This window comes from Ammoniphilus resinae, assembly GCF_017873965.1.
In the GTDB taxonomy this organism is placed as follows: Bacteria; Bacillota; Bacilli; order Aneurinibacillales; family RAOX-1; genus Ammoniphilus_A; species Ammoniphilus_A resinae.
This window is the reverse complement of record NZ_JAGGKT010000001.1, coordinates 705,615-719,385: the sequence shown is the minus strand read 5'-3', so window position 1 is coordinate 719,385 and position 13,771 is coordinate 705,615. Positions and strand designations below refer to the sequence as shown.

Sequence of the window (13,771 nt, the reverse complement as noted above, 5' to 3'; positions counted from 1 at the left end):
CTAATTTATTGAGTTCTTACCAGACGGGAAATAAAGAATCCATCACTCCCAAAGTAATGGGGAAGGATTTGCACATAACTTCCCGAACGGTGGAAATAGCTGTGTAGTACTTCCGGCATGTCCTCTTGCAACGTATCATCCAATTTGACAAAGGGATGTTCTTTCACAAATCTTTGCACAAGCTTGCTGTTCTCCTCTGGATCAACCGTACAGGTGCTGTAAACCAACCTTCCTCCCGGTTTAAGACACTGCACCGCTTGTTCTAAAATTTGGTACTGGATCTCTGCAATCTCCTGGATATCCTTGTCGCTCTTTTGCCATTTTAGATCCGGTTTTCGTCGGATTACCCCAAATCCGGAACAAGGGGCGTCAACAAGGATACGATCAAATTTTCCAGATTTCATATCATCTGGCAATGCTGTTGCATCTGCTAATCGTGTTTCGATGATGGTCGTACCAAGGCGGTTAGCGTTTTGGCGGATCAGATCTAATTTATGAGGATGAATGTCCAATGCCACAATTCTTCCTTCATTAGCCATTCGTTCTGCCAGATGTGTGGTTTTTCCCCCGGGTGCAGCACAGGTATCCAAAACAGCCATACCTGGCTGAGGGTTGAGCGCGTAAGCCACGAGCATCGAACTTTCATCCTGAATCGTGCAATATCCGTCGGTGAAAATCGATGAGTGGACTACTTGTCCTCCATGGGAAAGCAAGATTCCATCCGGTGCAAGCTTTGATCTCTCCCACTCAGCTTCCGGCAGCTGTTGTTCGATCATCTTAATCAATTGTTCACGATCTGTTTTTAAAAGATTGGTACGGATGCTCATCATCGGCGCTGTATTGTTAATTTCACACATTGAAACTGTATCCTGTTCCCCAAAAAAGCTGAGCCAACGTTTGACCATCCATTCTGGATGGGAACTGCCAAGGGCAATCCGTTTAAACTTGGGGCCCTGTTTTGGAATTTGCAGTTGTTCTTTGCTGCGCCCAACATTTCGTAATACGCCGTTTATAAAACCAGCAATTTTTTCATTTCCCCGTTTTTTCGCCTCTTCTACCGCCTCATGAACCACTGCCCGATCCGGAATCCGCTCTAAGTATTGCAGCTGATAAATAGAAACCCTCAGCAAATTTCTTACCCACGGCTCTAGGGTATGTATCGGTTTTTTTAATAGTTGATTAGCCATCCAATCTAATGTATTGAGCCGAGAGATGGTCCCATAAACCAGCTCAGTGACTAATCCAGATTCCCTACGATCTAACGACAGCTTGTTTAATGCGGCATTTAACTCTAGATTGCTATATGCCTGTTTCAGTTCAACCTGAAGCAAAATTTGCAAGGCAACGGAACGTGCAGATGGCGTGAGAGCCATGCTTTTTCCTCCTCCGTTTTACGCTTAAGAAAAGTGCATTCCACTGGTCAGCCCGGCACCAGCTCCGCGGACAAAATCAGAAGCAGACAGCTTTTTTTTTCCTGCGGGCTGAACCTCTAGCAAACGCAAAATCCCTTTTCCACAGGCCACTTCAATTCCGTCCGAGGAAACTTCAAGAATCGTCCCCGGACGATCCTCTGACTTTTTTTCAAGATCTATGATATCGGCCCACCATACTTTGAAAACATCTTCATTCAAAAGAGTGTAAGCCACTGGCCATGGATTTAATCCGCGAATTTGGTTATAGATTTCCCAAGCAGGTTTGTTCCAATTAATTTTTTCATCTTCCCGCTTAATATTCCAGGCAAAACTGACTTTTGTCTCATCCTGCTTGATCGGGTTTAGTTCCCCTTTAATCAGCCTCGGAATGGTTTCCAGTAGTAAGCCTGAACCGACCTCAGCCAATTTATCATGAACAGTTCCCACCGTATCAGTAGATTCTATCGGTACTTTCACTTGGGTGAGGATATCGCCTGCATCCAGTTTCTCCACCATGTACATGATAGTTACACCTGTTTCTGTTTCACCATCTATAATTGACTTATGTATGGGGGCTCCTCCACGATATTTAGGAAGAAGGGAAGCATGTACATTTATACAACCATATTTCGGAAGCTGAATAATTTCCTTCGGCAGGATTTGTCCATATGCCGCTGTTACTATAAGATCTGGTTTCAACGATAGGATATGTTCAACCGCTTCCTGATCCCGCAGTTTTTCTGGTTGAAAGACCGGAATTTGATACTTGAGGGCTGCCACCTTCACCGGGGGCGGGGTCATCTCTTTTTTTCTTCCTTTTGGCCGATCAGGTTGAGTAACAACCTCTGTGACCGAGTACCCATTCGATATTAATTGCTCCAAACAGGGAACCGCAAAATCAGGCGTTCCCATAAACACAATTTGCATCTATTACAGCTCCTTTGAACAATTCGGGTTAGACTAGAAGAAACTGGCTTTAAGGCCAGTTTCTGTATCAGCTATCTTGAGGCTTGCGTTTCATAGCGGAAAAATTTCCCGCTATGAATCATTTTTAGCATAATATTGCTCCAATAACGGAAAAAATTTCAACTATCATAGGAAAATACCATTAATACGAGGTTAATTATATTCAATAACGTGAACTTTTTCCGCTATTGAACCATTTTTTCTCTGATTCTTAATAATAACGGAAAATAATTCCGCTATCTCTATCCCTCTGCTTGATCAGGATCCTTTTCATACATTTTTTCCGCAAGATCAATAAATAAAACACCATTCAGGTGGTCAATCTCATGTTGGATACATCTTGCTAGTAATTCTTCACCCTCAACAATAATCGGTTTGCCAAAACGGTCTTGGCCTTTGGCTTTTACCTTCATCGCCCGACGAACATCGCCCATCAATCCGGGGATACTTAAACAACCTTCGGGACCGAATTGCTCGCCTTCTCTTTCAATAATTTCTGGATTAATCATTTCGATTAGCCCATCCCCACAATCCATTACAATGACTCGTTTTAAGATGCCGACTTGTGGAGCTGCTAAACCGACCCCGTCTGCCTCATACATTGTTTCCGCCATATCATCTAATAACTTATGAAGATTGGCATTAAAATTTTTCACTTGAACAGCCTTATCCCTTAACACAGGATCGGGATTTTTTACGATCATACGGATTCCCATGGCAACTCCTCCTTATTTACATTAAAACCTGTGGATTCACATCAACCGCTAATTCTACCTCGTCTTTCTTATTCTGGCTGACAAAGGCATCCGACAGCTTTTTGACAATTGGTAGAACTTCTTTTTCATTCCTATATTTTAACACGCATTGAAATCGATATCTATCTTTCACTCGTGGGATCGGTGAAGCAATCGGTCCCAAGATAAATACGCTGCTAGGTAACGTTTGCCGCAGCTTTTTTGCCCAATCATTGGCCTTTTTAATCGCCAAGGGTACCTGTGGTGAAGAGAAGGTAAAGAGAATAAGCCTTGAAAAAGGGGGATAGCCTTTTTCAAACCGATGCTTTGCTTCCATTGAAAAAAAACCTTGATAATCGTGTGTTTTGGCATATTGAATACTGTAATGCTCCGGGTTATACGTCTGAATAATTGTTTCTCCCGGTAGCTCATGACGTCCGGCTCTCCCGGCAACTTGTGTCAGTAACTGAAAGGTCTTTTCTGCCGCCCGAAAGTCTGGCATCCCAAGGATGGTATCAGCCGCAATTACACCAACCAAGGTGACCTTAGGAAAATCCAGCCCTTTGGCAATCATTTGGGTGCCGAGCAGCACATCGCCCTGATGTTCCCTGAACTGCTGCAGTAGCTTCTCGTGTGATCCCTTCTTGGTTGTGGTATCGATATCCATCCGAATAACACGAATACCTGGGAAATACTTGCTTAACTCTTCCTCTACCTTTTGCGTACCCGTACCAAAAAAGCGGATATGATTACTTCCACATGACGGACAGCTGTCAGGCTCTACCTCGGCATGGCCGCAGTAGTGGCAGCGAACCGTTCGATTATTCCGATGGTAAGTTAGAGAAATGTCACAGTGCGGACATTGCAATGAATGGCCGCATGAACGGCACATGACAAAAGTAGAAAAGCCTCGACGATTAAGGAAGATGACGATCTGCTCTTTTCTTTGCAAACGTTCTTGAATCGCTTGAGAAAGCTGCCTGCTAAACATCGTACGGTTACCCTCTCTTAACTCTTCCCTCATGTCCACAATCGCGGTCGAAGGCAGGGGTCTTTCACCAACCCGTTTTACCATCGTGAGAAGTCCGAGTTTCCCTCGCTGGGCCAGATCATACGACTCCATGGCAGGTGTAGCACTTCCAAGCACGACCACGCCCTTGTGATATTGGGCTCGTTTCATTGCTATATCGCGCGCATGATAGCGGGGCGTCTCTTCTTGCTTATAAGAGCTTTCATGTTCTTCATCAATAATGATCAATCCAAGGTTTGTAAAAGGAGCAAAGATGGCCGAACGTGCCCCGACGACTACACTAACTTTACCATCTCGAATCATCCGCCACTCATCGTATCTTTCTCCTTGGGAAAGCCTGCTGTGCATCACAGCTACTCGGTCCCCAAACCGGGCTTTAAAGCGATTTACCATCTGAGGTGTGAGGGAAATTTCTGGTACCAATACGATCGCTTCACGCCCCTGCGCAAGACAATGGGAAATAGTCTCTAAATACACCTCCGTCTTTCCGCTTCCTGTTACGCCATGAAGCAAGAAACCAGCGTGTTCTCCTGCATTTAATGCTGTATCAATCTCGAGAATGACCTCTTGCTGTTCAGGAGTATATTCGACTTGTTGATCCTTTTCCAATTTTTTGTTAGCATAAGGATCCCTTCTCTCTTCAACCTCTACAAGCTCCAACCAATCTTTTGCAACCAGGCTCTTGACCGCGGATGAGGAAATTCCTAGTTCAGAAAGAAGGTCCCTCAGAGCGAGCGGATGCTCATGATCCTGCAGATACAGCATAACTTCCTTTTGTCGTTCTGCTTGTTTCGACAGCTGTTCAACAAGTCCTGGAATCTGCTCATCTTTCACCTTCTTTTTGACATACAAAAGCGTTTTACGGGTAATCTTGTCCTTAACAACCTGGGAGGTTTCCACCCATCCTTCCCGTTCCGCTTTCAATAGAAAGGCCGTTTGTTCCGGAAATTTGCGCACCAACAGATCTAGTTCAACACCATCCGGATGTACCCCAAGGTAATTAAATATTTCACGTTCTCCGGGTAGTAAGAGGGGTTGATTTTGTCCTTCAGATGTCACTCTGACTTTTTTCTTATACTGCGAACGCAGCGATGCAGGCAACATGACCTGCATCGCTGAATACAGCCGACATATATAAGTATTGCTTAACCAATGCCCTAATGCCACCAATTCCCCAGTAAGCGGTGGGGTGATATCCAGAATCTCTTTGATATCCTTTACCTTTGCGAGCTCGGTCTGTTCTTTGAATTGCACAACATAGCCTTGCAGCAGGCGATTTCCGAAAGGAACTGAAACTCGGCTGCCAATTTGAATCCAGGGTGCAAGTTCGTCTGGAACTATATAATCAAACGCCCTATCTGTATCCACATGCGGGACATCGACAACTATTCCAGCGTACACGTTTGCTTTTCCCTCCATTTTTTCGCAGCTTCTGTTAATATGCGATCTGCAACTTCCCGTTTGCTAAGCATAGGCAGAGCCGCAAGAACCCCTTTTTGCTCAATCAAGGTGACAATATTGGTATCTGTGCCAAAGCCAGCGCCTTCCATAGACACATTATTTGCTACGATGAGATCCAAATTTTTTTCTCTAATCTTCTTCATCGCATTGCTCTCCACCGATTCTGTTTCTGCTGCAAAGCCAACCAACACTTGCTGTGGTCGCTTATGTTCACCAAGATACCTAAGAATATCTTTTGTTCGTACAAATTCAAGCGTTAAGTTGCCGTCCAGTTTTTTCATCTTTTGTTCATGAACCTGTGCCGGACGATAATCGGCAACAGCCGCCGCCTTGATAATCACATCCGCTTCATTACTCTTGCTTGCAACAGCCTGAAACATTTCCTCAGCGGATTCAATTGGGATGACATTGACCCCATTAGGAATCGGGAGCTGTGCCGGACCGCTTACGAGAGTCACCGTTGCTCCTCGTGCAATCGCTGCTTCAGCAACAGCATAACCCATTTTCCCTGTGGAGCGATTCGTAAAAAACCTTACGGGATCGACCTTTTCCCTTGTTGCACCGGCAGTAACGAGAATGTTGATTCCTTGCAGGTCCTGTCTTGGGGTGTGATAGCTTTCGACCCGTTCGATTATTTGTTCTGGCTCAGCCAACCGCCCTTTTCCCGTATAGCCGCAGGCAAGAAAACCCTCGTCTGAATCAATAAAGTGATACCCACGGCTTTGTAAAATCGAAATGTTTTGCTGGACAGCTGGGTGATGATACATATGCACGTTCATTGCAGGACAGATAAAAATCGGAGCTTGTGTCGCAAGAAGGGTCGTTGTCAGCATATCATCAGCAATCCCATATGCTGCCTTCGCCAAAAAGTTGGCTGTCGCAGGTGCAACGATAATCAAGTCCGCCCGGTCAGCTAATTCGATATGGGCAATCACGCTAGGATCCTTTTCTTCAAAGGTATCTACGACCACATGGTTTCTCGATAGAGCCTGAAAAGTAAGCGGCTGTATAAAATTTAAGGCCGATTTGCTCAGAATGACCCTCACATCCGCCCCCTTCTGAACGAGCCCGCTGCAAATACTTGCCGCCTTGAAGGCCGCAATTCCCCCCGTTACTCCCAGCACAATCGTCTTTCCTGTTAACATCGGGAGTTCCTCCTCTACAAAAATGGAAAAAACAACCTATAATAAGGTTGTCAGATTTGACTACTCTACAACTTTTTTGGGTCTTTCAAACTGAAGTTTGCCCTCCGCAATTTCCTCTAGAGCCCTTCCTACCGGCTTCTTTGAAATCGGTTTAACAATCTTTGAAGATTCTTCATCTTCACGAAGCTGGCGTGCTCTTTTTGCCGCTAGCGAAACAAGGATGTACTTACTTTCTACCTTTTTAACCAATGTATCTATCGAAGGATAAATCACGATTAAACCTCCCTTAACCATTTTCGATATTTAGCAATTTGTCGTTCCTTCTTTAAATGCTCTGCGGTTACAATAGCCCGGATCGATTCGCAAGCGTGTGCCACTTGATCATTGACAACAACGTAATTATAATTGTCCATCAATTCAATCTCTTCCTTGGCTACATCCATTCTATTATTAATGGTTTCTTCCGTCTCTGTACCGCGGCCAACAATTCGATTGCGTAACTCCTCAAGATCCGGCGGTGCAAGGAAGATAAAAATACCATGAGGGAATTTCTGCTTCACTTGCAGTGCCCCCTGAACCTCAATCTCAAGAATAATATCTTTTCCTTGATCAATGGTCGCCTCAACAAATCCCCTTGGGGTCCCATAGTAATTATCCACATATTCTGCCCATTCCAAGAGTTGATCTTGCTCGATCATCTGTTCAAATTCATCCTTGGTTTTAAAGAAGTAATTTATACCTTCCCGTTCACCTTCTCGTTTGTTTCTTGTGGTGGCGGAAACAGAATAGACCAACTCAGGCATGAAATTTCTCAGCGCAGCGCAGACGGTACCTTTTCCAACTCCGGAAGGTCCAGAAAGTACAATTAATAATCCCTTGTCAAACTCCAACATAATCTCTCCTATTCATCCGTCTCTTCATCCTTTGTCGATAAACGTTGGGCGACTGTTTCGGGCTGTACGGCAGACAGAATAACGTGATCACTATCCGTGATAATCACCGCCCTTGTCCTTCTTCCATAGGTTGCATCGATCAGCATTCCACGATCCCTTGCCTCCTGGATAATCCGTTTAATCGGTGCAGATTCAGGACTGACAATGGATATGATTCGATTCGCAGAAACAATATTGCCAAAACCGATATTAATTAATTTTATAGCCACGGACAGTACCCCCATTATTCAATATTTTGAATTTGTTCTCTGATCTTTTCCAATTCCGCTTTTATTTCTACGACACGTTGGCTAATTTCCACATCATTAGCCTTGGCGCCGATGGTATTGATCTCCCGGTTCATCTCCTGGACGAGAAAATCCAATTTCCGCCCTACAGGTTCAGTTAATTGAAGAATGCCCATAAATTGCCCACAATGGCTAGCCATTCGAACCAATTCTTCGTCAATATTTGCACGGTCTGCAAACAGGGCTGCTTCAGTCAGAATTCTGGTTTCTTCTATTTCTCCTGTAATAAATTCGGCCATTCGCTGAGACAGTCTCTCTCGATAATTCCGAACAACATTCGGTGCTCTTGCCTTAATTTCAAGGACGAGCTTGTCCAACTTTGCTAATCGCAAAGATAGGTCCTCCGTTAAAGTCTTTCCTTCCAATTTTCTCATATGTACAAGCTGATGACAAGCCGATTCCACTGTATTTAACAAGGGATTTACGAAGTCCTGTGAGAAATTTCCGGGTTCCTCCAACTCCACCACTTCCGGCATAGCCAATAAGTCCCCTAGCTTCACCTGATTTTGTACGGAAAACCGCTCATTTAAAGTATTGTAGGCCCCAATATATTGTTCTAGCAAATCCCAGTTAACCTTCAACACCTTTTTGGGTCCACCCTTCCTTTCCAAATTAATAAACAGGTCGACCCTTCCTCGTTTCATAAACTCGCCAACTTTTTTCTTGATCAATTCTTCGGCTGCCAAGTATTCACGCGGCATGCGCAAAGAAACATCCAAGAAACGATGGTTCACAGATTTCATTTCAACGGAGATTTTATAGTCGTCCGTTTCTGTAAAAGCTTGTCCATAACCTGTCATGCTTTGCACCATAATTCACTCACCACCCTCCGTGTCGTGGATTTGACGTCCAAATTTTGTTTGGAAAATAAGCAACGGCAATTAGCCGTTGCTTATCATAAAAATTTATCTGGTTTTTGCTCTTAAAGCATCATAGAATAGACGCATTACGCCAACTAATAACGTTGGAATCGCAGCTAATGTTAATACCAAGATCCATTGATTCATATCAAGTGGGACAGTCCGGAAAATTGGTTGAAGCGGCTCATAGTAGATGACCCCCAACAGTAAAAGAACCGAAACAATGACAGCGACTACCAAATATTTATTTTGAAACGGGTTTCTGTGGAAGATGGAATATTCACTGCGGCAATCAAAAACATGGATCAATTGAGCCATCACAAGCGTAGAGAAAGCAATCGTCTGGGCCTCTATTAAGTGGTTCGGATTCTCCTGCAAGGCAAGCCAGAACGCCGCTAGCGTACAGACGCCAATTAACACTCCACGGCTAATGATTTTCCAACCTAGGCCCCGTGAGAAAATACTTTCCTTGCTAGGCCGTGGCGGTCTGTTCATGGTATCTGCTTCCGCTTGATCAACCCCTAAAGCCATAGCTGGCAATCCATCAGTCACAAGATTGACCCAAAGAATTTGAATTGGAACCAGTGGCAGCGGCATTCCTGCCATCATCGCAAGGAACATTACCAAAATTTCACCTACGTTAGAGGCTAATAAGTAGCGAATAAACTTGCGGATGTTATCATAAATTGTACGTCCTTCTTCTATCGCAGCTTCAATCGTGGCAAAGTTGTCGTCAGCTAGCACGAGAGAAGATGCCTCTTTCGATACATCTGTCCCCGTAATTCCCATGGCAATTCCTATATTGGCCGCCTTGATTGCTGGTGCGTCATTGACCCCATCACCTGTCATGGCAACAACATGACCCTTTGCCTGCAGGGTTTGTACAATTTTTAATTTATGTTCCGGGGAAACCCTCGCATAAACGTAAATATCTTCGATTTTTCTTTCAAATTCTTCGTTGGACATATTATAAAGATCCTGTCCATTTATTGTCAACCCACCTTTTGGCAAGATTCCTAGTTTATGGGCAATGGCTTGTGCCGTGATCTGATGATCCCCGGTTATCATAACCGTCTTAATCCCAGCCATCCGGCATTCCTTTATTGCCTGCTTCACTCCATCGCGCGGTGGATCGATCATACCGCTCAATCCAACAAAGATTAAATCCCTTTCAGCTTGGTTCTCATCAATGACTCGCTCACCTGACTTCGGTTCCCGATAAGCAACTGCAAGGACACGCAAAGCCTGTTCGGCCATCTCCATATTTTGCTGGAGAATTTGCTTTTTTAAGGCGGGCGTCAATGGGCTGATACTGCCATTCCAATACACCTTACTGCAGCGGTTTAAAAGAATATCTGGCGCCCCTTTGACAGATATCATTTGTGCACCATGCGCATCCCTGACAAGGACGGACATCATCTTCCGACTTGAATCAAACGGAAATTCCTTGACTCTCTGCCACGTCTTCGCATGCGCCGGGATTCCAGCCTTTTCTGAACAAACGAGCAAGGCCCCTTCCGTCGGGTCACCAATGATTTCCCATTGCTTTTTCTCTTTCCGAAGTAGAGATTTTTTCTCTATCTTTTCTTCGACGAGCTTCGCATTATTACATAAATAATTGAGTAGAAGTAGCCTTGATAGGGCACTGTTTCGAGTGGGATGGATTTCTCCGCCCTGTAATCTGAATTTCCCTTCGGGTACATAGCCGGTACCTGATACCTCTACGTTCTTGCCTTCCACCCAAATTTGCGTGACGGTCATTTTATTTTGCGTTAGGGTTCCTGTCTTATCTGAACAGATCACGGTTGCACAACCAAGCGTTTCTACAGATGGAAGCTTCCGCACAATCGCTTTTCGCTTAATCATCCGCTGGACTCCTAAGGCGAGGGCAATGGTCACAATCGCTGGCAATCCCTCTGGAATTGCTGCAACAGCTAAACTAACACCGGCCAAAAACATTTGATAAGGATCATGCTGGTGCATAATTCCTGCCACTACCACCATCGCTGTTAAAGCTAGAGCTACTACAATTAAAATTTTACCCAGCTGTTCTAATCTTTGCTGCAAAGGGGTTTGCAAGGTTTCAGTAGACTGAATCAATGCGGCAATTTTTCCGATTTCGGTTTGCATCCCGGTTCCAACCACAATTCCTTGACCTGTCCCTCTTGTCACTAAAGTTCCCTTAAAGGCCATATTCGTTTGGTCTCCGAGTGGCATATCCGTTTGCGTAATGACACCCTCTTGTTTTAGAACGGGCATGGATTCTCCGGTTAAAGCTGATTCTTCAACATGCAGTCCACTACTAGCTATGATCCGTACATCTGCCGGGATTCGATCTCCCCCTTCAAAGTAAACCAGATCACCCGGTACAACATCTTTTGCTGGGATTTGTTGCAATTCTCCGTCGCGGATGACATGTGCAGTTGGTGCTGTTAATTCCTTTAAGGCCCCAAGAGACTTTTCCGCACGGTACTCCTGAACAAATCCGAGGATCCCATTAATTAAAACGATCGCAATAATCGTCAAGGCATCCATATATTCTCCTAGCAAACCGGATATTAAGGTTGCCGCAAGCAGGACAAGAACCATAAAATCCTTAAATTGCCCTAATAAAATCACCCAGGGGGAGATTTTCTGTTTTTCTTCTAAAATATTTTCTCCTACCTGCTCCAATCTCTCTTTTGCACTTTTTGCGGAAAGTCCCTTTTCCACATGGGTTTGCATCATTTCCACACATTCACTTGTAGATGAGTTGTACCATTGATTTCTACTCACGTTTTCTGTCCCTCCTAGTCCATAAAGTACATATGGGCTTATCCTCCTTTCCAAGATATTCAGACAAGCGTTAAAAAATGATTTGATTTTACCTCTGTTGGCGTTTTGGTTTATACTTACCTCATAACGGGGTCAGACCCTAGTCGAAATTTGTCGGATTCACCCTAACTCTATGATGATTCAAAGTGTAGATACCTTACTTATTACTTCGACAAATTTCGACTAGGGTCTGACCCCCCTTCGCGGAATGGAAATGGAGTGGGAAATATGGCATTTGATGGATTTGTAACAAAAGCAATAGTAGATGAATGTGATTCCTTACTGAAAACAGGGAGGATATCGAAAATCTATCAGTCAACTGATTCAGATATCCTCATGCAAATCCGGGCAAATGGGGAAAATAGACGGCTTCTAATCTCGGCAAATTTTTCCTTTCCTCGCTTCCATCTCACGGACTATCAATGGGAAAACCCTTTGGAACCTCCCATGTTTTGTATGCTTCTTCGCAAGCATTGTGAAGGGGCGATCATCGAGAAGATCAGTCAAGTCGGAATGGAACGGATCATTCATGTAGATATGAGAATCCGGGATGAACTGGGAGATTTCAATTTGCGTCGCCTTGTCGTAGAGATCATGGGAAGGCACAGCAATATTTTATTAATCGATCCTGAGAAAAATATGATCCTCGATGGGATTCATCATGTTACGCCAGGCGTCAGTCGTCACCGAATCGTTCTTCCCGGAAGAACATATGTCGCACCACCTGAACAAAATAAAAAAAATCCCTTACTAGTTAATAAGGAAGAGTTTATACACAGTCTTGATTTTAATCGCGGCAAAATTGATAAACAGCTGGTTGAACAGTTTACTGGATTGAGTCCTTTAATTGCGAGAGAAATTGTCCATCGTGCGGGGTTAGGTGGACGTGATCCGTTATGGTCGTCTTTCGAACAGATTATGGAACAGATTCGCAATGGTGAATACCATCCCCAAATCGTCAAAGGCGATGAGAAGAATGTTTTTTCCGTAGTTGATCTTACTCATGTTTCAGGGGAGACTGCTGCTTTTTCTATGATTAGTGAATGTATTGATCGCTTTTATTCAGGGAAAGCAGAGCGCGATGCGGTAAGGCAAAAAGCCCTTGATCTAATCCGCTTCACGACCAATGAAATCGATAAAAATAAAAATAAAATTCAAAAGCTAAAAGATGAAAGATCCGCTGCACTTGAGGCTGATCGTTATCGTTTATTTGGCGAGTTGTTGACTGCTTACATGCATCAATTGAAAAAAGGGGATACGGTTGCTATTGTTCAGAATTATTATGATGAGGAATCTCAGTTGATGGAAATTCCTATGGACCCAGCAAAGTCCCCTTCAGAAAACGCCCAACAGTATTACAAAAGGTATAATAAAGCTCGTACTAGTCTAGAGTTTATTGAACAGCAGATTGGATTGGCAAACGAGGAGATCAAGTATTTTGAGACGATTGCTCAACAGTTGGAGTCTGCCTCGTTATCTGATTTAGAAGAAATCCGGGAGGAACTTGTTGAAGGGGGGTATCTCCGTCAGCGCGGAAGAAAGAACCTGAAGAAGAAGAAAAATGTGAAGCCAGTGCTTGACCGATACGTATCCTCCGAAGGAATCGATCTATTGGTCGGCAAAAACAACACCCAGAACGAATATTTAACAAACCGACTTGCTACTTCCACAGATACCTGGCTGCATACGAAGGATATTCCTGGATCGCATGTCGTCATTCGGGCGCGAGAGTTTAGTGAGCAAACTCTACGGGAGGCCGCCTCGTTAGCTGCCTACTTTAGTAAAGCGCGTGGCTCCAACCAAATTCCGGTGGACTACACTTTAGTTAAGCACGTACGAAAACCAGCTGGGGCAAAACCAGGGTTTGTAATCTATGATCACCAGAAAACCATTTTTGTGAATAGTGATGAAGGGATTTCGCAGGCGTTGGGGAGGAAGTAGGTTCCCACTAAGATCGATTAGGGCTGGATTCGGACTGTATTCATCGGGTTGCGCCCCACTGAGTCTGAATCAGGCTTGGATTCGGACTCAAATCATCAGGGGGCTCTCCACTGAGTCCGAATCACGGCTAGATTCGGACTCAAATCATCAGGGGGTGCCCCACTGGGT

Annotated in this window: 11 protein-coding genes; 1 reads left to right on the top strand and 10 read right to left on the bottom strand. The window is 44.3% G+C overall.

What is annotated here, in order from left to right; all coding sequences use genetic code 11:
* Positions 1-5: 5 nt before the first annotated feature.
* From rsmB to J2Z37_RS03470, 10 genes are all read right to left on the bottom strand, one after another.
* Positions 6-1,373 (bottom strand): 16S rRNA (cytosine(967)-C(5))-methyltransferase RsmB, encoded by a 1,368-nt coding sequence (gene rsmB / locus J2Z37_RS03515; protein ID WP_209808798.1) that lies wholly within the window; start codon positions 1,371-1,373, stop codon positions 6-8.
* A gap of 24 nt (positions 1,374-1,397) precedes the next feature.
* Positions 1,398-2,339 (bottom strand): methionyl-tRNA formyltransferase, encoded by a 942-nt coding sequence (fmt, locus tag J2Z37_RS03510; protein ID WP_209808797.1) that lies wholly within the window; start codon positions 2,337-2,339, stop codon positions 1,398-1,400.
* A gap of 281 nt (positions 2,340-2,620) precedes the next feature.
* On the bottom strand, positions 2,621-3,094 hold the full coding sequence (gene def / locus J2Z37_RS03505; RefSeq protein WP_209808796.1) for a peptide deformylase: 474 nt from the start codon (positions 3,092-3,094) through the stop codon (positions 2,621-2,623).
* A 16-nt stretch (positions 3,095-3,110) separates the two neighbouring features.
* Positions 3,111-5,561, bottom strand: coding sequence for a primosomal protein N' (priA, locus tag J2Z37_RS03500; protein ID WP_209808795.1), 2,451 nt, complete (start codon positions 5,559-5,561; stop codon positions 3,111-3,113).
* Positions 5,528-6,748, bottom strand: coding sequence for a bifunctional phosphopantothenoylcysteine decarboxylase/phosphopantothenate--cysteine ligase CoaBC (coaBC, locus tag J2Z37_RS03495; protein WP_209808794.1), 1,221 nt, complete (start codon positions 6,746-6,748; stop codon positions 5,528-5,530). Before coaBC ends, priA begins: the two co-directional genes overlap by 34 nt.
* Positions 6,749-6,808: 60 nt before the next feature.
* Positions 6,809-7,021 carry a DNA-directed RNA polymerase subunit omega gene (gene rpoZ, locus J2Z37_RS03490; RefSeq protein ID WP_209808793.1) on the bottom strand — a complete coding sequence of 71 codons (213 nt, stop codon included), beginning with the start codon at positions 7,019-7,021 and terminating at the stop codon, positions 6,809-6,811.
* Positions 7,022-7,023: 2 nt separating this feature from the next.
* Positions 7,024-7,641 (bottom strand): guanylate kinase, encoded by a 618-nt coding sequence (gmk, locus tag J2Z37_RS03485; protein ID WP_209808792.1) that lies wholly within the window; start codon positions 7,639-7,641, stop codon positions 7,024-7,026.
* An 8-nt stretch (positions 7,642-7,649) separates the two neighbouring features.
* Complete coding sequence (gene remA / locus J2Z37_RS03480; RefSeq protein ID WP_209808791.1) at positions 7,650-7,910, bottom strand: extracellular matrix/biofilm regulator RemA; 261 nt, start codon at positions 7,908-7,910, stop codon at positions 7,650-7,652.
* Positions 7,911-7,924: 14 nt separating this feature from the next.
* Positions 7,925-8,800 carry a YicC/YloC family endoribonuclease gene (locus J2Z37_RS03475; RefSeq protein WP_209808790.1) on the bottom strand — a complete coding sequence of 292 codons (876 nt, stop codon included), beginning with the start codon at positions 8,798-8,800 and terminating at the stop codon, positions 7,925-7,927.
* Positions 8,801-8,893: 93 nt separating this feature from the next.
* Positions 8,894-11,623, bottom strand: coding sequence for a calcium-translocating P-type ATPase, SERCA-type (locus J2Z37_RS03470; RefSeq protein ID WP_209808789.1), 2,730 nt, complete (start codon positions 11,621-11,623; stop codon positions 8,894-8,896).
* A gap of 267 nt (positions 11,624-11,890) precedes the next feature.
* Here J2Z37_RS03470 and J2Z37_RS03465 point away from each other — a divergent pair, with 267 nt between their 5' ends.
* Positions 11,891-13,603 carry an Rqc2 family fibronectin-binding protein gene (locus J2Z37_RS03465; protein WP_209808788.1) on the top strand — a complete coding sequence of 571 codons (1,713 nt, stop codon included), beginning with the start codon at positions 11,891-11,893 and terminating at the stop codon, positions 13,601-13,603.
* Positions 13,604-13,771: the final 168 nt, after the last annotated feature.